Source organism: Pseudomonas sp. QC2, assembly GCF_002859085.1.
Lineage (GTDB): Bacteria > Pseudomonadota > Gammaproteobacteria > Pseudomonadales > Pseudomonadaceae > Aquipseudomonas > Aquipseudomonas petroselini.
Genome location: NZ_PKKS01000019.1, coordinates 141520 through 162421 on the forward strand (window position 1 = coordinate 141520; position 20902 = coordinate 162421).

At 59.9% G+C, this 20902-nt stretch carries 17 protein-coding genes; 9 read left to right on the top strand and 8 right to left on the bottom strand.

Annotated features, from left to right (window positions below):
• Nucleotides 1-8: 8 nt before the first annotated feature.
• The 3 genes from QCBJ_RS18630 (at nt 9) to QCBJ_RS18640 (ending at nt 3984) form a co-directional block, all read left to right on the top strand.
• On the top strand, nt 9-197 hold the full coding sequence (locus QCBJ_RS18630) for a hypothetical protein (RefSeq protein ID WP_046035488.1): 189 nt from the start codon (nt 9-11) through the stop codon (nt 195-197).
• A gap of 207 nt (nt 198-404) precedes the next feature.
• Nucleotides 405-2456 (top strand): bifunctional diguanylate cyclase/phosphodiesterase, encoded by a 2052-nt coding sequence (locus QCBJ_RS18635; RefSeq protein WP_046035489.1) that lies wholly within the window; start codon nt 405-407, stop codon nt 2454-2456.
• 184 nt (nt 2457-2640) lie between these two features.
• The gene (locus QCBJ_RS18640) at nt 2641-3984 is read left to right on the top strand and encodes an imelysin family protein (protein ID WP_015885564.1); all 1344 of its coding nucleotides are present in this window, start codon (nt 2641-2643) and stop codon (nt 3982-3984) included.
• A gap of 62 nt (nt 3985-4046) precedes the next feature.
• Here the strand turns inward: QCBJ_RS18640 and QCBJ_RS18645 are convergent, their stop codons facing one another.
• Entirely contained in the window at nt 4047-8297 is a 4251-nt protein-coding gene (locus QCBJ_RS18645) for a dermonecrotic toxin domain-containing protein (protein ID WP_177410671.1), read from the bottom strand.
• 154 nt (nt 8298-8451) lie between these two features.
• Between QCBJ_RS18645 and QCBJ_RS18650 the strand changes: the two genes are divergently transcribed.
• Nucleotides 8452-9906: a TrkH family potassium uptake protein gene (locus QCBJ_RS18650; RefSeq protein WP_015885566.1), complete on the top strand. Its 1455-nt coding sequence runs from the start codon at nt 8452-8454 to the stop codon at nt 9904-9906.
• Here the strand turns inward: QCBJ_RS18650 and QCBJ_RS18655 are convergent.
• Nucleotides 9863-10921, bottom strand: coding sequence for an AraC family transcriptional regulator (locus tag QCBJ_RS18655; RefSeq protein WP_015885567.1), 1059 nt, complete (start codon nt 10919-10921; stop codon nt 9863-9865). The two genes, QCBJ_RS18650 and QCBJ_RS18655, sit on opposite strands and share 44 nt — an antisense overlap.
• Nucleotides 10922-11082: 161 nt before the next feature.
• Between QCBJ_RS18655 and QCBJ_RS18660 the strand changes: the two genes are divergently transcribed.
• The 3 genes from QCBJ_RS18660 to QCBJ_RS18670 all read left to right on the top strand — a co-directional run bounded on the left by QCBJ_RS18660 (nt 11083) and on the right by QCBJ_RS18670 (nt 13244).
• Nucleotides 11083-11394 carry a DUF962 domain-containing protein gene (locus tag QCBJ_RS18660; RefSeq protein WP_015885568.1) on the top strand — a complete coding sequence of 104 codons (312 nt, stop codon included), beginning with the start codon at nt 11083-11085 and terminating at the stop codon, nt 11392-11394.
• A 366-nt stretch (nt 11395-11760) separates the two neighbouring features.
• Nucleotides 11761-11943, top strand: a complete 183-nt coding sequence (locus QCBJ_RS18665; RefSeq protein WP_102061311.1) for a hypothetical protein — start codon at nt 11761-11763, stop codon at nt 11941-11943.
• A 104-nt stretch (nt 11944-12047) separates the two neighbouring features.
• Nucleotides 12048-13244, top strand: coding sequence for an MFS transporter (locus QCBJ_RS18670; protein ID WP_102061312.1), 1197 nt, complete (start codon nt 12048-12050; stop codon nt 13242-13244).
• Here QCBJ_RS18670 and arfB read toward each other — a convergent pair.
• The 4 genes from arfB to QCBJ_RS18690 all read right to left on the bottom strand — a co-directional run bounded on the left by arfB (nt 13241) and on the right by QCBJ_RS18690 (nt 17225).
• The gene (gene arfB, locus QCBJ_RS18675) at nt 13241-13654 is read right to left on the bottom strand and encodes an alternative ribosome rescue aminoacyl-tRNA hydrolase ArfB (protein ID WP_034109044.1); all 414 of its coding nucleotides are present in this window, start codon (nt 13652-13654) and stop codon (nt 13241-13243) included. The genes QCBJ_RS18670 and arfB overlap by 4 nt on opposite strands.
• Nucleotides 13655-13746: 92 nt before the next feature.
• Nucleotides 13747-14913 carry a hypothetical protein gene (locus QCBJ_RS18680; protein ID WP_102061313.1) on the bottom strand — a complete coding sequence of 389 codons (1167 nt, stop codon included), beginning with the start codon at nt 14911-14913 and terminating at the stop codon, nt 13747-13749.
• Between the two features lie 99 nt (nt 14914-15012).
• Nucleotides 15013-15696: a pentapeptide repeat-containing protein gene (locus tag QCBJ_RS18685; protein WP_015885573.1), complete on the bottom strand. Its 684-nt coding sequence runs from the start codon at nt 15694-15696 to the stop codon at nt 15013-15015.
• Between the two features lie 107 nt (nt 15697-15803).
• Nucleotides 15804-17225 carry an amino acid permease gene (locus QCBJ_RS18690; protein ID WP_015885574.1) on the bottom strand — a complete coding sequence of 474 codons (1422 nt, stop codon included), beginning with the start codon at nt 17223-17225 and terminating at the stop codon, nt 15804-15806.
• A 639-nt stretch (nt 17226-17864) separates the two neighbouring features.
• On the opposite strand from QCBJ_RS18690, the gene QCBJ_RS30220 reads away from it, so the two are divergent.
• Entirely contained in the window at nt 17865-18002 is a 138-nt protein-coding gene (locus tag QCBJ_RS30220; RefSeq protein ID WP_003175756.1) for a hypothetical protein, read from the top strand.
• A gap of 74 nt (nt 18003-18076) precedes the next feature.
• A complete protein-coding gene (locus QCBJ_RS18695) occupies nt 18077-19036 on the top strand; it encodes a leucyl aminopeptidase (RefSeq protein ID WP_102061314.1) in 960 nt (319 codons plus the stop codon).
• Between the two features lie 191 nt (nt 19037-19227).
• Here the strand turns inward: QCBJ_RS18695 and rluB are convergent, their stop codons facing one another.
• Nucleotides 19228-20439 (bottom strand): 23S rRNA pseudouridine(2605) synthase RluB, encoded by a 1212-nt coding sequence (gene rluB, locus QCBJ_RS18700; RefSeq protein WP_015885577.1) that lies wholly within the window; start codon nt 20437-20439, stop codon nt 19228-19230.
• Nucleotides 20440-20583: 144 nt separating this feature from the next.
• Nucleotides 20584-20775, bottom strand: coding sequence for a DUF1289 domain-containing protein (locus tag QCBJ_RS18705; protein WP_015885578.1), 192 nt, complete (start codon nt 20773-20775; stop codon nt 20584-20586).
• Between the last annotated feature and the right edge of the window lie 127 nt (nt 20776-20902).

Below are 20902 nucleotides of genomic sequence, written 5' to 3' on the forward strand. Positions count from 1 at the left end.
GAGAATCAATGATGGAAGAAATCGGAAAAGCAGGCGGACAGATGGCGATGCAACTCATCACCGGACTTATGAAAGGCCTCGCCGGCGGGGCGGGTGGCGGTGGCGGTGATGGCGCTGCTGCCAGCCCTCCGGGCAAACCAGGCGAGGACATGATGCCGCCGGCGCCGCCAAAGATCGAGATTTCAGCCTATCAATAACAGCGGCCACGGTAGCAAAGGCATTTGCCTGACCACTCGTACGCCGAGCCCCCCAGGCGGCGGAGCAAATCCGCCGTTTTTTCTGGTTTTTTCTCCCTCCCCACCGCCAAGACGTCTCCAGCCCTAATGTTCCTTTGACTGGCCTCACGGGATTGCCAATACTCATGGCATATTGAAGGCCACCCGCATGAGACAAGGAATGCCCCTTTGAAGCTGGAACTCAAGAACAGCTTGTCGGTGAAGTTGCTACGGGTTGTGCTGCTGTCGGCATTGATCGTAGGCGTTGCGCTGAGCGTGGCGCAGATCGTTTTCGATGCTTACAAGACGCGCCAGGCCGTGGCCAGCGATGCCCAGCGCATCCTCGACATGTTTCGCGACCCTTCGACCCAGGCCGTCTACAGCCTGGACCGCGAGATGGGCATGCAAGTCATTGAGGGTCTGTTCCAGGATGATGCCGTGCGTATCGCGTCCATCGGCCATCCCAACGAAACCATGCTGGCTGAGAAAAGCCGTGCGTTGCAGCAATCCCCCAGCCGCTGGTTGACCGACCTGATTCTTGGCCGGGAACGCACCTTTACCACGCCTCTGGTAGGCAAAGGCCCTTACAGTGAGTATTACGGTGACCTGAGTATCACGCTCGACACCGCCACTTATGGCCAGGGTTTTATTGTCAACTCGGTGATTATCTTTATTTCCGGCGTGCTGCGCGCCCTGGCCCTGGGCCTGGTGCTGTACCTGGTCTATCACTGGCTGCTGACCAAGCCGTTGTCGCGGATTATCGAGCACCTGACCTCGATCAACCCGGACCGCCCCAGCGAACACAAGATCCCACAGCTCAAGGGGCACGAGCGCAACGAGTTGGGGCTGTGGATCAATACCGCCAACCAGTTGCTCGAATCCATCGAACGTAATACCCACTTGCGCCATGAAGCCGAAAGCAGCCTGCTGCGCATGGCTCAGTATGATTTCCTGACTGGCCTGCCGAACCGCCAGAAACTGCAGGAGCAACTGGACAAGATCCTCACCGACGCCGGACGCCGGCAACGGCGCGTGGCGGTGCTGTGCGTGGGGCTGGATGATTTCAAAAGCGTCAACGAACAGTTTACCTACCAGGCCGGTGACAAACTGCTGCTGGCCCTGGCCGACCGTCTGCGCGCCCACAGCGGCCGCCTCGGCGCCCTTGCCCGGCTGGGTGGCGACCAGTTTGCCCTGGTACAGGCCGATATCGACCAGCCTTACGAGGCCGCCGAGTTGGCACAGAGCATCCTCGACGACCTGGAGGCGGAGTTCGCCCTCGACCACGAGGGCATCCGCCTGCGCGCCACCATCGGCATCACCTTGTTTCCGGAAGACGGCGACAGCACCGAAAAGCTCCTGCAAAAAGCCGAACAGACCATGACCCTGGCCAAGACCCGTTCGCGCAACCGCTATCAGTTCTATATCGCCAGCGTCGACAGCGAAATGCGTCGGCGCCGCGAACTGGAAAAAGACCTGCGGGAGGCACTGGGCCGCAACCAGTTCCATTTGGTATACCAGCCGCAGATCAGCTACCGCGACAATCGGGTGGTCGGCGTAGAAGCACTGCTGCGCTGGCAGCACCCGGAGCACGGTCTGGTACCACCGGACTTGTTCATCCCGCTCGCGGAACAAAACGGCACCATTATTCCCATTGGCGAATGGGTGCTGGACCAGGCCTGCCGGCAATTGCGCGAATGGCACGACCTGGGCTTCACCGACCTGCGCATGGCCGTCAACCTGTCCACCGTGCAGTTGCACCACACCGAGCTACCGCGGGTGGTCAACAACCTCATGCAGATCTACCGCCTGCCGCCGCGCAGCCTGGAACTGGAAGTCACTGAAACCGGCCTGATGGAAGACATCAGCACCGCTGCCCAGCACCTGCTGAGCCTTCGCCGCTCGGGCGCGTTGATCGCGATTGATGACTTCGGCACCGGCTATTCATCCCTCAGTTACCTGAAAAGCCTGCCGCTGGACAAAATCAAGATCGACAAGAGCTTCGTCCAAGACCTGTTGGACGATGATGACGATGCCACCATCGTGCGCGCGATTATCCAACTGGGCAAAAGCCTGGGCATGCAGGTCATCGCCGAAGGCGTGGAAACCGCTGAGCAGGAGGCCTACATCATCTCCGAGGGTTGCCATGAAGGTCAGGGCTACCACTACAGCAAACCCTTGCAGGCCCGGGAGTTGGCGGCTTTTCTGAAGCAGTCTGAACGCAATAACGCAGCGATTCTCTGACGTGGCAACGCCGCCACAGGGTCAGTCTTCTCGCTTGACTGGAGAGCATGGGGACTTGCCCTAAACACGATACTGAATATTTCCCGCGTATAACCCTTTACACAAAATGCAAATCTTTCGCATTATGTCGCAGTTTTTGCGCTCCCCCGCGCGCCCCCTCAACAACCGAAGCAGGATGTTCGCCATGATTCGTATGCCCCTGGCCACCGCCAGTCTGCTGGCCATTGCCATTTCTCTCGCCGGTTGCGGCGAAGGTAAAGACAAGCCCGCAGCAAACCAGGCGCCGACCCCGGCCGCCAGCACTACCGCTCCAGCGGCTGCCACGCCTGCCGGCCAGGTCGACGAAGCGGCCGCCAAGGCTGTGGTCGCGCATTACGCTGACATGGTGTTCGCGGTCTACAGCGATGCCGAGTCCACCGCGAAAACCCTGCAAACCGCAATCGACGCCTTCCTCGCCAAGCCGAACGACGAAACCCTGAAAGCCGCACGCACTGCCTGGATCGCCGCCCGCGTGCCGTACCTGCAGAGCGAAGTGTTCCGCTTCGGCAACACCATCATCGACGACTGGGAAGGCCAGGTGAACGCATGGCCGCTGGACGAAGGCCTGATCGACTACGTCGACAAGTCCTACGAACATGCCCTGGGTAACCCAGGCGCGACTGCCAACATCATCGCCAATACCGAGATCCAGGTCGGCGAAGACAAGGTCGACGTGAAGGACATCACCCCGGAGAAACTTGCCAGCCTCAATGAGTTGGGCGGTTCCGAAGCCAACGTCGCCACCGGCTACCACGCCATCGAATTCCTGCTGTGGGGCCAGGACCTGAACGGCACCGGCCCAGGCGCGGGCAACCGTCCTGCGTCGGACTACCTGACCGGCGACGGCGCCACGGGCGGCCACAACGAGCGTCGCCGCACCTACCTGCGCGCGGTCACCCAACTGCTGGTCAGCGACCTCGAAGAAATGGTCGGCAACTGGAAACCTAACGTCGAAGACAACTACCGCGCCACCCTGGAGGCAGAACCTGCCACCGACGGCCTGCGCAAAATGCTGTTCGGCATGGGCAGCCTGTCCCTGGGCGAGCTGGCCGGTGAGCGCATGAAGGTTTCCCTGGAAGCCAACTCGCCGGAAGACGAACAGGACTGCTTCAGCGACAACACCCACAACTCGCACTTCTACGACGCCAAGGGCATCCGTAACGTCTACCTGGGCGAGTACACCCGCGTCGACGGTACCAAGCTGACCGGCGCCAGCCTGTCGTCCCTGGTGGCCAAGGCCGACCCGGCTGCCGATACCGCGCTGAAAGCAGACCTGGCAGCGACCGAAGCGAAGATCCAGGTCATGGTTGATCACGCCAACAAGGGCGAGCACTACGACCAACTGATCGCTGCCGGTAACGACGCGGGCAACCAGATCGTGCGTGATGCGATCGCTGCGCTGGTCAAGCAGACCGGCTCGATCGAAGCGGCCGCGGGTAAACTGGGCATCAGCGACTTGAACCCGGACAACGCTGATCACGAGTTCTGATCCACACAGGTTCACGCTCAACGTCGGTAAAAATGCCCCGAGGTACACCTCGGGGCATTTTTTTATGCACTGAGACCCCGAAGGGCTCGAGCGCGGAAGATGAAGAGACTGACCTCGCCGCCGTCAACAGACGACCGAACCCCTCCGACCAAAGTCACAAAACTGTTGTTCACCTGCGCTCGGGCCACGAGATTGCGTGTTTCAGAGCGCATAGCGTGTACCCTGGGTTGCACATTGACACCTTCGTCGACCCAGTTACCCTGCACTCGGCGCAACGACATCCAATACACCGTGTCACGCCCCGGTCGCGTAAACAGTAACTCGCCAACGACGTTGTAACCGTCGAGTATCTGATAACGACTGCGCGTCAACACCTCAATCATCAGCGCCCGCAATGTGCCCTCGGTGCCCGACGTCAACGTGTTGTGTAACAGCAGCGCCACAGGATCGGTACGAAACCGCAGATGGCCGAAGAACCCCGACGATTCCCCCAGGTGCCAACCACGCCCGGTTCTGCCGGTGATAGGGAGCAGCAACAACGGGTCGCCAAACTTTGCCATGGACGACGATGGCGACTGGATCCAGTCATTCAGAGTGACCTGCAAGACGCGATAGCCCCAGGCCGTCAACCCTGACGGGTTAGCCCGCCTGAACAGTGCCCTGGCGACTTGTAGCTGACTGGTTTCATGCAGCATGGGAAATGCGCCGGCTACATAGGCCGATATCGTGCGCCGAAACGGCAATTCAATCTGGTTGATCCACCGATTAATCCCTCTATAAAACCGGGTGAGCCTGGGTTGGTTGAACAGGTCGGTTCTCAACATGTGCTCAAACTGGTCAAAGCTATCAAGTACCAGATTGGGATTACGCATATAGGCGACGCTACGTTGCACATCGCCCCCGACAGGCAGGATCGGGTAACAGCGTTCATCGATCCTGATGTAGTCACCCGTCGCGTGGCTCGCATTGCCCGGTATTCTGCGGACTATGTCCCTCTCGGCGTTCAACACGTTCAGTTCGGCAGCGTCGATGGTCTGCCCCCACTCGACAAACCGTTCATGGGGGAGCCTGTCGGGAGACGGTCGAGGTAAGGGGGTACGGTCAGCGTTGACCGTAAGCGCTTGAGGCATCCGTCCAGGGCTGTCCCCGCCACGCAAGCGCGACGCCAACCGTTCTGGCGTGATCGTGAGGTACGGATGGAAGGGATCGAGGGCGACTCCGCTTCTCAAGTGATAAACCAGGTCCAACCCAAATGCGATTTCCTGTCCCCGCGGAAAGTTGAACGAGTCAAGCACCCGCCAAGCCTGCGCCTCGTCGAAGAACGGATAAACCTCCATGAGCGCCCGGTGCGGCGGCTGACCGCCCTTCAAGCCTCTGCCTGGGTGCGAACCGATGTGCCATGTCCCACTGGCATCCAGTCGAATGGGGTCGTAATAGTATTGCAGCGGTTTGCGTACATCCCTGATCCGCCAGGCCTGCTCTGCGCCGTCATCAAGGATCGAGTACCAGTGCTGATGCTGGTTGATGAAATACACCCTCGAGCCGTCTTTGGAGGTCGTGAAGTAAACCCCCTTGCCCTCCCACCCCTTCAGAGGCAGTACGCCGTCCGGCTTTTTCGCCAGCGCCATGTGCGGGTTCAATTGCCCAATCGTCTTGCTGCGATTGACGCCGGCCGACCGGCTGCCGATGGCCCCATCCACCAGCGCCCCCACCAGCTCTCCAAACGCCCGCACAAAGTGGTTCGCTGCCGCCGTACGGTCTCCCAGGTTCGCCGACTCGACTCCGTTGAACACCGAAAACAGACTCCTGGCCAAGCCAATAGGCAGCATGATCTTGATGGGCAACACCATGGAGGCAATATCGAACGCCGTGGTGGCAACCGTCAGTGCGGTTTCCACATTGGTTTGATGAGTGCTCGTGGATAAGGCCTGGGCATCGTTGATCACGAAGTTGGCGTCAACCTCATAGGCGTCCTCCATGAAGTTATTGTCGATTCTGCCGAAATGAACCATCGAGGTGTCACCTCGCCCCCTCAACACGGCGCGCACTTGCGGCTGGAACGCGCGCTCAACACGGCTCACCAGGTATTCGCGCCAGGAGCTGCTGTGGACGAAATCCCTTATCAGGGTTTCATCCGGGTACTCATGAAACACCCGCCCAGTCGGTGCCTGCGGTGTATAGACCACTACCGAGCCGCCGCCGGCGCTGGCGGTGCGCAGCATCAATACCCCGCGCACCCGCTGGCCGCGCAGCTTCAAGTACTCCACCAGTATGCGATGACCTTCTACGCGCTCGCGCTGGTCGCTATCAATCGGCTCATCAAGCACGACGCGCACCCAGTTGAAGCCACGTTCCAGTCGATCCGGCAAGAAATCGCCGGCAATCCTGGCCTCAATGGCATCCAGCCGCAGTTGATGCGCCAGTACTTGGACATAGGTTGTTTTCTGCGCCAACGCTTGCGGGGACGTGATCAGCCGCTCACGCAACAGCGCCCCATAGGTCCCGCCCACATTCACACCGCGCACCAGATCCCTGACCTGTTCCACGGTCAGCCCTTCATAAACCTTAGCTGTCTTGAAGTCCTCCGGTCGCAGCGCTTCGTCGGGCTTGTCGAGGTCTTCGGTTTTTTCGGTCAAACGCGAGAAATTGATGAAATTGAGATCCAGGCCACCGACGTTTTCCAGGGCCAGTTGGGTCAGTGATCGGCTGCGGCTTTTATACAACGGCGTGCCGGGCTCTCTGATGGAGTGGCCGGGCGCGCCTGGGACTATCACGCTGGGAGGGACATAAGCTTCCTGGGTGTGCACGAGAATATGATCTGGGTTGATATCCAGCCCGTATGCGGCCACCAGCACCTGGCGCAGTTGCTGATTGGCGTAAGCCAGCAGTTTGCTCTTGTCGCTGAATTGCGCCCAGGAAGGCAAGCCGTCCGCGGCCAGCAGGTTTGCCAACTGTTCGTAATATTGCGCACTCGCGGCGCTCCACGCGTCTTTGTCGCTTTGACTGGCGGCACTGAGAAAGGCCTTGATCTGCGCCTGCCCGCGTTTTTCCAGGCTGGCGAAGAGTGCACCCGCGCCATCGAATGCCCGCGTCAGGTCCATTACCTCGTCCAAACTCTGCGACAAATACGTGCTGTCCGCCTGCAAACCCAAGGTTTGATAGCGCGCAAGGGTCGCGGCAACGTTCTGTTGAAGGTGCAGGCATTGGGATTCGATAGCGTAATCGAACGGGGAGTCCAGTCGTTCAAGGTACTTCAACTGGCCCCGTTCATGACCTTCCCGGCACCGCGCCAGCGCCAGCGATTGCTGGTCTTGCGCCACCATCGCCAGGATGCGGGGGAACGCAACGCCATGGCTCAGCCGCCGATGCAGCTCGCGGTCAAGGTCACTCAACGAGGCAAACTCTTCAAGGCCTGCGCCGGGCGTGAACACCACCACCGTGCCGACGTTCGCCGACGGCTCAATGGGTCGAACCTGAGGCACCTGAGCATCGCTTTGCCAGCCCACGTGGGTATCTTGCGGGTCCCGGGCGGTCAAGATAAAGGCCCCATGCAGCGGGATATCGTCGGTATCCCCAGCCTTCAAAGCGATCCCATAGACACACGGTCGATAGCTGCCCAACGCCTGACGCGCCAGGGCGTCCGGGTATTTCAGCACTTTGGCGAACAGCGCCTGCGCCGTCGCACTGAACAGGTTTTCGGCGCTGAGCAGGGCGAGCTCGGTGCTCAATTGCTCGGTTCGCGTTTTAATCAACTGCTGCTTGATGGTGTGCGCCTCAGTCGGCCCATGCGCCAAGGCCAGGAAGGCTTGCTGGGATTGCTGATAACGCCCTGAAAAACCATCGGCAAATTGGTCAAGGAAACGATCGAAAGCGCTCGGTGTGAGCCCGGTAACAGGCTCCCACTCCCCTTCAGCGGTCAAGCGCGCATGGAAACTGACAGGCCGGCTGGCGTAGCCCGAAGCCTGGTTGGCAACCATGCGCTGCACCACCGCTTCCATGAGGTTCAACCTCGGCACCAGGGCTTCCTCGGGCACCGGTTCGCTGTTTTCAGGGAGGGGTGTGCCGATGGCCCGTGTCTCTTGCTCATCGTACTGGATAACCCCTTGGTCTATATCCAGCAGCGGTTTGCGGTCAGGGAATGCGTGGTCAAAGGCCTGCTGCACCAGGGCGTGAAACGTCGGTTGCCGCTGGAGCAACTCGAACAGTTCGATATTCAGTGCAACCAGCTTCTGGCGCAGGCTGGCCTGTAAGGGGGTGTCGCGCAGCGTCAGGCGACTGATCAGCGGCGTCGGTGATAACCGGTCATGCGGCATGGCGTATATCTCGAAAATAGGAGGTACACCATCGTGCCGCTGCAGGCCGGGACGGGGGCATTACATAGCTACTCGCCAAGCCAATGTCCGCTCCGGTTTACTTGCCCCACACCCCAGGTAGAATGGCGCCTCTGCCCTACCTCGAGCGAACTTCATGGCGTTGCCGACCCTACGCATCATCGGTTTCATCATCGGCATCTTCCTGATCACCCTCGCGATCGCCATGGTCGTGCCCATGGCAACCCTGGTGATCTTCGAACGCACCAGTGACCTGCCCTCGTTCCTGTGGGCCAGCATGATCACCTTCATTGCCGGCCTGGCCCTGGTGATTCCCGGTCGCCCGGAACATGTGCACCTGCGCCCGCGAGACATGTACCTGCTGACCGTTACCAGCTGGGTGGTGGTGTGCATCTTTGCCGCGCTGCCGTTTCTGCTGACCCAACACATCAGCTACACCGACTCGTTTTTTGAAAGTATGTCCGGCATCACCGCCACCGGCTCCACCGTGTTGAGCGGGCTGGACACCATGTCGCCGGGCATCCTGATGTGGCGCTCGCTGCTGCACTGGCTGGGCGGCATCGGTTTTATCGGCATGGCGGTGGCGATCCTGCCGCTGCTGCGCATTGGTGGCATGCGCCTGTTCCAGACCGAATCCTCGGACCGCTCGGAAAAAGTCATGCCCCGCTCGCACATGGTGGCGCGCCTGATCGTGGCGGCCTACGTGGGCATCACCATCCTCGGCAGCCTGGCGTTCTGGTGGGCCGGGATGGGCCTGTTCGATGCGATCAACCATGCGATGTCGGCGATTTCCACCGGCGGCTTCTCCACCTCCGATGAATCCCTGGCGCACTGGAAACAACCCGCCGTGCACTGGGTGGCGGTGGTGGTGATGATCCTCGGCAGCTTGCCGTTCACCCTGTACGTGGCGACCTTGCGTGGCAATCGCAAGGCACTGATCAAGGATCAGCAAGTACAGGGCTTGCTCGGTTTGTTGCTGGTGACCTGGCTGGTGCTTGGCACCTGGTATTGGTGGACCACCAACCTGCACTGGCTGGAGGCCCTGCGTCACGTGGCACTGAATGTCACGTCGGTGGTGACCACCACGGGTTTTGCGCTGGGGGACTACAGCCTGTGGGGTAACTTCTCACTGATGCTGTTTTTCTACCTGGGGTTCATCGGGGGTTGCTCGGGCTCTACGGCGGGCGGGATCAAGATCTTCCGTTTCCAGGTCGCGTATATCCTGCTCAAGGCCAACTTGAACCAACTGATTCACCCGCGTGCGGTGATCAAGCAGAAGTACAACGGCCACCGTCTCGACGAAGAGATCGTGCGTTCGATCCTGACCTTTTCGTTTTTCTTCGCCATCACCATCTGCGCCATTGCCCTGGCCCTGTCGCTGCTGGGCCTGGACTGGATGACCGCCTTGACCGGCGCCGCGAGTACAGTGTCCGGCGTGGGCCCGGGCCTGGGCGAAACCATCGGCCCGGCGGGCAACTTCGCCAGCCTGCCGGATGCGGCCAAATGGATCCTGTCGCTCGGCATGCTGCTGGGCCGGCTGGAGATCATTACAGTCTTTGTTCTGTGCATTCCGGCGTTTTGGCGTCACTGACGGTCGACGCTTCCAGCAACCGCGCCCGGTATTCGCCGGGCGTGGCATCGAACCAACGACGAAACGCGCGGAAAAAGTTGCTCGGATCAGCGAAGCCTAACAGGTAGGCAATTTCCAGCAGAGTCATGCTCGGCTGCGCCAGGTACTGCTCGGCCAGCTCGCGACGGGTGTCGTCGAGCAACGTCTGGAAACTGGTGCCCTCTTCCTGCAAACGCCGCTGCAAGGTGCGCTGGGACAGGTGCAACGTCTGGGCGACCACCTCTCGCTTAGGCTCGCCCTGGGGCAACAAGCGGCACAACACTTGGCGCGCCTTGTGGGTCACGCGGCTTTCCGAGAAGCGCGCCAGGTATTCACCGGCAAATCGATCGTGCAGCAGCGCCATGGCCTCATTGGCCGTGGGCAGTGGCGCGTCCATATCCGCCCGTTCGAAAATCAGCGCGTCATAGGGCGCGTTGAATTCCAGGGGGGCATGGAACGCTTGTTTATAGGGGGTGAGGTCCGCCGGTTGATCGCCTTGCAACACCACCTTGCGTGGTTGCAGGGTACGGCCGGTCAGCCAGCCACACAGTGCCAAGGCACTGGCCAGTGAGGCTTCGGCGCTTTGCCGGGTGGGGGGCAAGTGATCACCGTGCACCGTCAGAATCAGCGCATAACCTTCGGGGATCAGTCGGAAACTCAGGTCGGCACTTTCGGCGATGATCCGCTGGTAGCGCACCAGGCGCATAAAGCCTTCCGCCAGCGTGTTGCTGGACATCAGTGCGTAGCCGGCCACATGAAACGACGCCGGGCGCACGACCTTGCCCATGTTCAGGCCAATCGCCGGGTTACCCGAAAGCTCCACCGCCCGTTGCCACAGACGCGTCATGGAGTCTTGCGGGAACCGCGCATCGGGATCGTCAAGGGCGGCGTAGTCCAAGCCGAGTTGCTTGAACAAGGCACGGCAATCCAGGCCGTCCATTTCCAATGCCTTGACTATCCCCATCGCCCAGCTTGCAGAAGTTGTTCGTTCGCTCATGGCGTCTTCTTAATAAAGCAGGCTCAAACAGCAGCCAGGAAGCCAAGGATACTAAAGTGGCATCTATTGTCACTGGCTGTTACTACTGATCACTCTAGACTCAAATTTAAGCTCCCCGCCGAACATCTGTTCGGCGGAACAATAATCAAGGGCCGGTCGCCGTGGAAAATGTTAAACGTTTCAATAGCTTCGCCGAGTTCTACCCCTATTACCTGAGCGAGCACGCCAACAGCACCTGCCGGCGCCTGCATTTTATTGGCACGACGCTGGTGATCGGTATCCTGGCGTATGCCATTGGCAGAGGTTCTTTGGGCTTGCTGATTGCCTTGCCGATCGCCGGCTACAGCTTTGCCTGGATCGGCCACTTCTTCTTCGAAAAAAACCGCCCGGCGACCTTTCAGCACCCGTTCTACAGCCTGCTGGGGGACTTTGTGATGTACCGCGACATGATTCTCGGCAAGGTGCCGTTTTAAAGCGGGTGTGACCCTATGTCACTTGCGCTTGAACGATGAGCTTACGTAAATCCGGCGATATAAAAGTCTATTTGTCATTTACAGTGCTGTATCCTGCCAAGGCTTTTTGAGAGCGCGGAATCACCTGCGATTGAAAAAACAGACTTTGCGAGGAGCGACGACGATGCACGAGATACCTAATCTCCCCTTCCCAAGCCTGCACCCTACAGAGCAGCCAACCCCGCAGCAGGCCAGCGACAAACAGCCTGAGGCCAAAGAAGCAAAACCAGTCGAGCGCGAAAGCCAGGACTGACGCCGTACCAGACCGTGTGGAAAGCGCACCTTTGAGCGCTTTCCACACTGCCTGAATAAATCGAGATACCCATCATGACCGAGAACCTCCCCAATACCCCGGACACCGCCGTACTCGATGCTGCCCTGCAGATGGTCGAGATCTGGAACCGCCTCAGCGCAGACAAACAGGCCGTGCTGCTCAAGCGCTTCGGCACCCAGGAAAACGCCCTGGCCGCCCTGGTCACCACCCAATTGCTTGCCCCTGCACAAGCCTGAGGTCTTTTTGATCTGAGATTTTTGCGGTTTACCGCCCTGCACGGGGCAAACCACCGGTATCATTAGCAGCCTATCTTTACCTGCTGCGACAGTGGACCTCTCCCATGCCCGATACCCAGCGCCCCCTGGCGGTCACGCTGCAAGTTGTTTCCATCGTGTTGTTTACCTTCATCGGCTATCTGAATATCGGCATTCCCCTGGCCGTGTTGCCAGGTTATGTGCACAGTGAGCTGGGCTACGGCGCAGTCATTGCTGGCCTGGTGATCAGCGTGCAATACCTGGCCACCCTGCTGAGCCGCCCCTATGCGGGCAAAATCATCGACACGCTGGGCAGCAAGCGCGCGGTACTGATTGGCCTGGCGGGCTGCGGCCTGAGCGGTGTGTTCATGCTGCTCGCGGCGTGGTTCTCAAGCCTGCCGGCGTTGAGCCTGGGCAGCCTGCTGATCGGCCGCCTGGTACTGGGCAGTGCTGAAAGCCTGGTGGGCTCGGGCGCCATCGGCTGGGGCATCGGCCGCGTCGGTGCGGCGAATACCGCCAAGGTCATCTCCTGGAACGGCATCGCCAGCTATGGAGCCCTGGCAGTCGGTGCACCGCTGGGCGTAGTGCTGGTGAGACATTTCGGGCTGTGGAGCATGGGCGTCAGCATCATCCTGCTGGCAATCGTGGGCCTGTTGCTAGCCTGGAACAAAGTCGCCGCCCCCCTCGTTGCCGGCGTGCGCCTGCCATTCATGAATGTGCTGGGTCGAGTATTGCCCCACGGCTGCGCACTGGCGTTGGGCTCCATTGGCTTTGGCACCATCGCCACGTTCATCACCCTGTATTACACCACCCAGCATTGGGATAACGCGGTGTGGGCCCTGAGCCTGTTCGGCGCCAGTTTTATCGGTGCGCGGCTGCTGTTCGGCAATTTGATCAACCGGATCGGCGGGTTTCGCGTAGCGATTGCTTGTCTGTCGGTGGAGGTTCTAGGCCTGCTGTTGCTGTGGCTCGCGCCGGACGCCAACCTGGCCCTGGCCGGTGCGGCATTGAGCGGTTTCGGCTTTTCCCTGGTGTTTCCGGCCTTGGGCGTGGAAGCCGTCAACCTGGTGCCGGCGTCCAGTCGTGGCTCGGCAGTGGGGGCTTATTCACTGTTTATCGACCTGTCGTTGGGCATCACCGGGCCACTCGCCGGGGCCGTGGCGGCAGGCTTCGGCTTCGCGTCGATCTTCCTGTTCGCCGCCCTCGCCGCCCTCGGTGGTTTACTGCTGAGCGTGTACCTGTATCGCCAGGCACCCAAGGCCCGCGAAGCGCGCGGCGACTAGAAGTCGACCTTGCCGCGCCCGGCCTTGATGCTGCCGCGCTTGGTCTTGGATTCGAGCCGTCGCTTTTTCGAGCCCAGGGTCGGCTTGGTCGGACGGCGCTTCTTCTCCACCTTGGTGGCGCTGAGGATCAACTCCACCAAACGCTCCAGCGCATCCGCGCGGTTCTGCTCCTGGGTCCGGTATTGCTGGGCCTTGAGCACCAGCACGCCTTCGCTGGTGATACGGCTGTCGCGCAACGCCAACAGCCGCTCCTTGTAGAAGTCCGGCAGCGACGACGCCGGAATATCAAACCGCAAGTGCACCGCACTCGACACCTTGTTGACGTTCTGCCCACCGGCACCCTGGGCGCGAATGGCAGTCAGCTCGATCTCGGCATCGGGCAAATGCACGTTATTGGAAATCACCAGCATTGAGACAGGTCCGCGGTTCAGGTTCGCCAGCATACGCGAACGAGTCACGATGCTACACCGGCCCGCTTCCCGCGCAGGTGCTTCGACGCGCCTCATGTCCTGTTGGCAAAGGCCTGTTCCAACAGAGACTTGGCTAGCAACGTTGAATGGATCATCGCTTGGCGATCGGTGGGTTTTTCATCATTCAGCGTCATCTCGACGCCCGACACCACCTCCGGGAAGGAATGAGAAAAGATCAGCGCAGGCTCAACCCGTTTTGCAGACAAACCGTGCAAATCGCTGCGCATCTTGTCGTAGAAGCCTTGGGCATTGTCTGTGACTTGGTTACGCATCAGATGAAACACCAGCCCCATCATCGCTGCCCGGCCGTTCTTTTCGTCCATCCCGCTTGGCCACATGGATTGACCTTGTAATTGGGCTGCATATCGAATGGTCGAGGCGACATCCGATGCGCCACCCGAGGTACCCAACATGACGGGCATGCCAAGCTCATCGCGCACCTGAGTGCCCAAGTCGTTGCGCAAATCCGTGCCATGGCGGCTGGTGAAATGATGTGTCTTCACACCGTCCACAACACGGTTCGACCCCACGCGATGCTGCACGGTGTAGGCATCGACGCTACTGAGCATCGGATCATGCGCCTTGAGCGCCTCGGCAATTGCCTTGATACCAAAGCCCATTTCCGCACCTTGCTGGGCATGCTCACGGGTCAACGGCCCCTGCTCGCCGCGAACCAACAGGGCGTGCAGGTTTTTCATACTCAAGTACAGACCGCCTGTGCCCTCTCCAGCCAGTAGAACGTTGCCGGGGTCATTGCTCGGCGCCAACAACTCCTTGTGCAGCGCCTCGCGAAACGCGGGATCACTTTTTGAATGCGTCCACAAACCGCGAACCAGGTGTGCCATATGTGATGACAGTTGCGATGCTGGCGAGTCGTCGCGGAGCAAATCTTTCTCAACGCCCAGACCAATGGCCATTTCAGACTCGATATGCGTAAAGAAATGCTTCGCTCGGCGCGCAAGGTGTTCTGGGTTCTCGTAGTTGGAGTTTTGCAGCGTATCGTTGACGAAGGCATTGACCAGGTAGTCTTTTTCAGCGGGAGAGTAGTTTTTCCCCGCGATGGAGACTCCGGTGTGCGGCGTGAATGCCGGGGTTTCCTCACCGGCGTACAGCTTATTGCCGCAGCCGGTATCCAAGGCCGGTGCGTACTCATTGGCTGGATTGAAAGGTTGCCTGCTGACGGAAATCAGATCTCGCATACATCACCTCAAATATTCAGATAAAACCACTATCTATTTATTGCAAGGCAACACCACACAGTTCCGGCGACGGGCTGCTGACAGCAACAAACCGAATAATCAGGCAACGGACAAGCCCAACTCCGACAACAACATCGACGCCTGGGCTTTGGAAATCACGGCGCCTTTGAACAATTTGGCATCATTGAGGCGAAACCCGCTCAGATCCGCACCGCGCAGGTCGGCGCCGGCGAAATTGGCACCGTTGATACGCGCGTGGGCGAGGCTGCAGTCGATCAATTCGGCCTTGCGAAAATCCGCATCCGACAAATCGCTGTCGGAAAAATCCAGGTTATTCAGCACAGTACGCGCGAACGACAACCCCGACAGAAAGGCGCTGTTCAACCGGGTTTCGCTGAAGCTCAGGCCCAGGGAGGCGCAATGGGTGAAGTTGGCGCCGGTCAACTTGCAGTGCTCAAAACTCGCCTGGGACAACTTGCTGCGCTGCCAACGGGTGTTGTTCAGGTCGCAGCTGTGGAACTGCGCCTCCAGCAGGTTCGCCGCTTCAAAGATGGCGTGGCCGGCGCGGCAGCTTTTCCACTGGGTACCCTCTAAGCGCGATCCAAGGAACGAGGTCTGGACCAGGATGCAGCGTTCGAACACCCAGTGATCCAGGGCCATACGCGACAGATCGGCGCCACTCAAGTCAACGCCCACCAGGCGCAAGGGGCCGCCGTGCTGATCGATCAGGTCTTCCAGCTCACAGCGCTGCAAGGTGCCGCCGTCGATGTCGGTGTGGTGCATGGGTGGGCTCCAGCCAATGAACAGATCACAACAAGACGCGAGTCTAACCCGTCGACGCCCACAAAAAACCCGGCACTGCGCCGGGTTTTCCTTTTAGGTGCGGGCGCTTACTTCAACGCTTCACTCGCTGTCGTCAGCGCCGCATCGGCACTGCGCTTATTCTTGAGCCCATAACACCCCGCCATGAACACCACCCACACCGGGATCGCGTACACCGACACCTGAATCCCCGGGATCATCAGCATGATCACCAGGATAAACACCACGAACGCCAGGCACACATAATTGCCATACGGGTACCACAGCGCCTTGAACAAGGGCACCTGGCCGGTGCGGTTCATGTGCTGGCGGAACTTGAAGTGAGAGAAGCTGATCATCGCCCAGTTGATCACCAGCGTTGCCACGACCAGCGACATCAGCAGTTCCAGCGCGTGTTGCGGGATCAGGTAGTTCATCAACACCGCCACCAGGGTGATCGCCGCCGAAGCAAGGATGGCGCGTACCGGCACGCCGCGCTTGTCGATCTTCGCCAGTGCTTTAGGTGCATCGCCCTGTTCGGCCATGCCCAGCAGCATGCGGCTGTTGCAGTAGGTGCCGCTGTTGTACACCGACAGCGCCGCCGTCAGGACCACGAAGTTGAGGATATGCGCGGCAGTGTTGCTGCCCAGCATCGAGAACACCTGCACGAACGGGCTGCCGCTGTAAGCGTCGCCGGAGGCATTGAGGGTCGCCAGCAGGCTGTCCCACGGCGTCAGCGACAGCAGCACCACCAGGGCACCGATGTAGAAAATCAGGATGCGATAGATCACCTGGTTGATCGCTTTTGGGATCACCGTGCGCGGCTGGTCGGCTTCGGCTGCAGTGAAGCCGAGCATTTCCAAGCCGCCGAAGGAGAACATGATGATCGCCATGGCCATCACCAATCCGCCGACGCCGTGCGGGAAGAAGCCGCCGTGGTCCCAGAGGTTGCTCACCGAGGCCTGCGGGCCGCCGGTGCCGCTGACCAGCAGGTAGCTGCCCAGGGCGATCATGCCGACGATGGCCACCACCTTGATGATGGCGAACCAGAACTCGGCTTCACCGAAGACTTTGACGTTGGCCAGGTTGATCAGGTTGATCAGCACGAAGAACGCCGCTGCCGAGACCCACGTCGGGATCTCCGGCCACCAGTAGTGCACGTATTTACCGACGGCCGTCAGCTCCGACATCCCCACCAGGATGTACAAAATCCAGCAGTTCCAGCCCGACAGGAAGCCGGCGAAACCGCCCCAATACTTGTGGGCAAAATGGCTGAAGGAACCGGCAACCGGCTCTTCGACGATCATTTCGCCGAGCTGGCGCATGATCATGAAGGCAATGAAGCCGCAGATGGCATAGCCCAGGATCATCGACGGGCCAGCGGATTTGAGCACCCCGGCCGAGCCGAGGAACAGGCCGGTTCCGATGGCGCCACCGAGGGCGATCAACTGGATATGCCGGTTTTTCAGGCCGCGTTTCAGCTCGCCTGAAGAGGAATGGGGTCCACTCATGAAAAGGGTCTCACGCAAGGTTTGAGGATGTTGAATGCAGGTTGCTGCCTTGAATTACCGACTCAAGCAGCGCCGCTCAAACCCCAGCGCAGGCACCAGGAGTACAGCGTCGTTCTAACGGTCATGCGTCACCTGTTTGTTTTTATCTGTGACGAAATCGAACCCGTCCGGCTCGTGGCCAGGCGGAGTGATCAGGGCGGGTAAACCCCGAGGTCTTGGCCTTTTGCGTGGTTACGCAAGGGGGTCACAGTAAAACGCGGCGGATTGTACACCGCTCGACCGCTTGGGGGGGGGCCGCGAAAAGCGAGTGCGACGATCTGTCAGGTAATCCTTACAGCGCAGGATCGGCCAACAATGTCGCCATCTACTCGTAAATTAATCGTTACAGCATGGAAAATTAGCGTTACAGCTGTAATTTTAATAAAAATTGACGGTAGGAAATTTCTGGCAGATTAGTCGCGCCAGCTACCTGTATTCATTCAAGAAAAAACGATCGCCTAAAAACAGAACAAAAAATCCAAATGAAACCGTGTCAATAAAAATTTTGCATTTATAAACACTCTCTCCTAGGTTCATCCCACTTGCCCGCGAAGCCCGTTGGCAAGCCGTTCTCAAACAACGTCCTCTAGGAGATACACCATGCAAGCACTGGAAAACGACCTGGAAACCGAACTGCAACTCGACGATTGGTTTGAAGCGCCGACCCATGAGGCCGCCGTTGAAATGATGCAAGCCGATGCCGTTGTGCCGTTCGGCACCGCGATGTGGCCATTCTAAAAACCGGCAGGCATTCGGCAGGTGCTGTGCACGGCACCTGCCCCCTTACCCAAGGCACAGAAAGGAAGTACGTCATGGACAAGGCCCGCGCCGTCGAACACTTTCTCTACTACCTCGCGCACCACCCGGCGCTCAACGGCCTGAGCTGCCCCACTGTGTTGCTGGGCCATACCGAGCGCTACGACGCCATCGCCCAGGCGATCACCCACAGCAGTGCCGCCCGCTTCAACTTCCAGGTGCAGCGCCTGGACCTGGCCACCAGCGATACCCTGGCCGAAGCGATTGAAACCTGCGACCTGTACCTGTTCCTCTACGATTCCTCGACCTTGCCCAACCCTCGCGCCGAAGGCCCGGACTTTATCCGTGCCCTGCAAGGCGTGATGGCCGAGCACTGGAAAAAATCCCTGCTGTTCAAGGATTACGGCGACTACTTCTACGACACCTTCAGCGTCGAACCCCAGCGCATTGCCGACCTCAACGCCACGCTGATCCGGCGCATGTCCCAAGCCACTGTGCTGAGCTTTACCGATAAGCACGGTTCGCGGCTGGAAGCGCCGATGAGCAGCATCAAGAAGTGGACCAATATCAACGGCGTCGGTAACCACGACCTCGCCCCCGGTGAGATCGCCACCCACAGCGAAGCCATCAATGGCCAGGTGCGGTTTGTCGGCACCTTTCTCAGCACCATCCCATTCGCGCGTAAATACGGCGTGCTGCAATCACCGCTGGAGCTGTGGATCGAGAACTCGACCATCTGCAGCGTGGCCAGCGACGTGCCTGGGCTGGCGGATGATTTCAATAAATACCTGAATGCCAACCCGTCCAACCGGCGTGTGGAGGAACTGGGAATAGGCACCAATGAAGGCGTGAAGGACCTGTATGCGCGCAATGCCGGGTTTGAGGAGCGCCACTGCGGGTTGCACCTGGGCCTGGGGGGCGGGCAGAAAGGCAGCCATCACCTGGATCTGATCTTCGCCAGTGGGGTGCTGGCGCTGGATGACAAGCCGGTGTTTGATGGCACCTTTGCATTCTAAGCGCTGACGTCGATTCTCATAGAGATCCACTGTGGGAGGGGGCTTGCCCCGGATGGCAGTGGGTCAGCTGATGTATGGGGTGGCTGGCACACCGCTATCGGGCGCAAGCCCCCTCCCACATTTTTGACGGTATTCCAAAGCAAAAAAAAACGCCAACCCGAAGGTTGGCGTTTTTTTATGCAGCACTTACATCACTGCGGCTTCTTGCGACCAAAACCCGGGCGTTGACCCGAACCGGCCGGGGCGCCACGGCGCTTGCCCGACGGCTCGTCCGCGACCAGTTTCGGGCCGGGGCGCTTGTTGGCCGCCGGCTTGGCTGGACGCTTGGTGCTGGCGTTGTCCGCTGGACGATCGGCTTCACCGCGGTTGCTGCGACCACCCGCCGGGGCAGGACGCGGGGTGCGCGGAGCACGCTCGCCTTCCTGACGCGATGGCGCGGTGGGGCGGCGCTCGCCTTCGATCTGCGGCTCACGCGAAATACGACCGCCGGTCGCCGGTGCATTCAGCGCCGGGCGCAGGGTGCGGGCAACACGTTCGGTGCGAGCCACAGGGCGCGACGATTTACGCTGCATACGCTCGAGCTTGTCTTTGCTCTTGGCGTTCATCTGCGGCATCGCGACCGGCGTCAGGCCGACTTCGGCGCTGAGGATGTCGACTTCGTACTGGCTCATTTCGCGCCAGCGGCCCATCGGCAGGTCGGAGTTGAGGAACACCGGACCGAAACGCACGCGCTTCAGGCGGCTCACCACCAGGCCCTGGGATTCCCACAGGCGACGGACTTCACGGTTGCGACCTTCCATCACCACGCAGTGGTACCAATGGTTGAAACCTTCACCGCCTGGGGCTTGCTTGATGTCGGTGAACTTGGCCGGGCCATCTTCCAGCACCACGCCAGCCTTCAGGCGCTCGATCATTTCGTCATCGACTTCACCGCGTACACGCACGGCGTATTCGCGGTCCATCTCGTAGGACGGGTGCATCAGACGGTTGGCCAGCTCACCGTCGGTGGTGAACATCAGCAAGCCGGTGGTGTTGATGTCGAGACGGCCGATGTTGATCCAACGGCCTTCTTTAGGCTTAGGCATCTTGTCGAACACGGTCGGACGGCCTTCCGGGTCGTCACGGGTGCAGATCTCGCCATCGGGCTTGTTGTACATGATCACGCGGCGCACCGATTCGGCGGCCTCTTCACGCTTGATGACCTTGCCATCAATGGTGATTGCATCGTGCAGATCGACGCGCTGGCCGAGGGTGGCCTCGACGCCGTTGACCTTGATGCGCTTCTGGGTGATCCAGGCTTCGACGTCGCGGCGCGAGCCCACGCCGATACGCGCCAGCACCTTTTGCAGTTTTTCGCCTGCTGGGCCGATTTCCTGGCTGTCGTTCTGGTCTTTGTCGTTCATCTTAAGCACCTCCCGGTGGGTCGATTCAGGCGTGGCCTGAAGAGTGTTGAAAGCGGGGCTTTGGCCGAATAGCTCGGCAAAGGGTCGCGAATCATACGCGCATGGCGCGCGTTGCGCATCAGAGACTAGTCGATATGCGCCCAGTCATTTGCTTTTCCGCCGACCGGTGGCGCCCAGGGCCAGCAATCGCAGCTCGGCTTCGGCCAAGACGGTACGCTTGTCGGCTTTGTCGAGTTTCTTCCAGGCACGGATCTCGCGCTTGCTGCGGCCGCAGCCAACGCAGATGTCGTCGTTGAATTTGCAGAGGCTGATGCAAGGGTCTTTGGTGGAGCTCATGCGTTTTCCCTGACAATCAAAGTCAAATGTGTGGGGCTTGCTGTGGTGAGCAGGCTTGCCCTGCGCTGGGCTGCGAAGCAGCCCCTTGAGTCGGCGGTGAACCTGTCGGGGGACAAGCCCCACTCAC

What these genes read in the sequence shown, in the direction of transcription:
- QCBJ_RS18645 (WP_177410671.1), bottom strand. Translation starts at nt 8,297, where the DNA reads ATGCCGCATGACCGGTTATCACCGACGCCGCTGATCAGTCGCCTGACG.
- QCBJ_RS18640 (WP_015885564.1), top strand. Translation starts at nt 2,641, where the DNA reads ATGATTCGTATGCCCCTGGCCACCGCCAGTCTGCTGGCCATTGCCATT.
- QCBJ_RS18650 (WP_015885566.1), top strand. Translation starts at nt 8,452, where the DNA reads ATGGCGTTGCCGACCCTACGCATCATCGGTTTCATCATCGGCATCTTC.
- QCBJ_RS18685 (WP_015885573.1), bottom strand. Translation starts at nt 15,696, where the DNA reads ATGCACCACACCGACATCGACGGCGGCACCTTGCAGCGCTGTGAGCTG.
- QCBJ_RS18680 (WP_102061313.1), bottom strand. Translation starts at nt 14,913, where the DNA reads ATGCGAGATCTGATTTCCGTCAGCAGGCAACCTTTCAATCCAGCCAAT.
- QCBJ_RS18670 (WP_102061312.1), top strand. Translation starts at nt 12,048, where the DNA reads ATGCCCGATACCCAGCGCCCCCTGGCGGTCACGCTGCAAGTTGTTTCC.
- QCBJ_RS18655 (WP_015885567.1), bottom strand. Translation starts at nt 10,921, where the DNA reads ATGAGCGAACGAACAACTTCTGCAAGCTGGGCGATGGGGATAGTCAAG.
- QCBJ_RS18695 (WP_102061314.1), top strand. Translation starts at nt 18,077, where the DNA reads ATGGACAAGGCCCGCGCCGTCGAACACTTTCTCTACTACCTCGCGCAC.
- QCBJ_RS18690 (WP_015885574.1), bottom strand. Translation starts at nt 17,225, where the DNA reads ATGAGTGGACCCCATTCCTCTTCAGGCGAGCTGAAACGCGGCCTGAAA.
- rluB (WP_015885577.1), bottom strand. Translation starts at nt 20,439, where the DNA reads ATGAACGACAAAGACCAGAACGACAGCCAGGAAATCGGCCCAGCAGGC.
- arfB (WP_034109044.1), bottom strand. Translation starts at nt 13,654, where the DNA reads ATGCTGGTGATTTCCAATAACGTGCATTTGCCCGATGCCGAGATCGAG.
- QCBJ_RS18630 (WP_046035488.1), top strand. Translation starts at nt 9, where the DNA reads ATGATGGAAGAAATCGGAAAAGCAGGCGGACAGATGGCGATGCAACTC.
- QCBJ_RS18705 (WP_015885578.1), bottom strand. Translation starts at nt 20,775, where the DNA reads ATGAGCTCCACCAAAGACCCTTGCATCAGCCTCTGCAAATTCAACGAC.
- QCBJ_RS18665 (WP_102061311.1), top strand. Translation starts at nt 11,761, where the DNA reads ATGACCGAGAACCTCCCCAATACCCCGGACACCGCCGTACTCGATGCT.
- QCBJ_RS30220 (WP_003175756.1), top strand. Translation starts at nt 17,865, where the DNA reads ATGCAAGCACTGGAAAACGACCTGGAAACCGAACTGCAACTCGACGAT.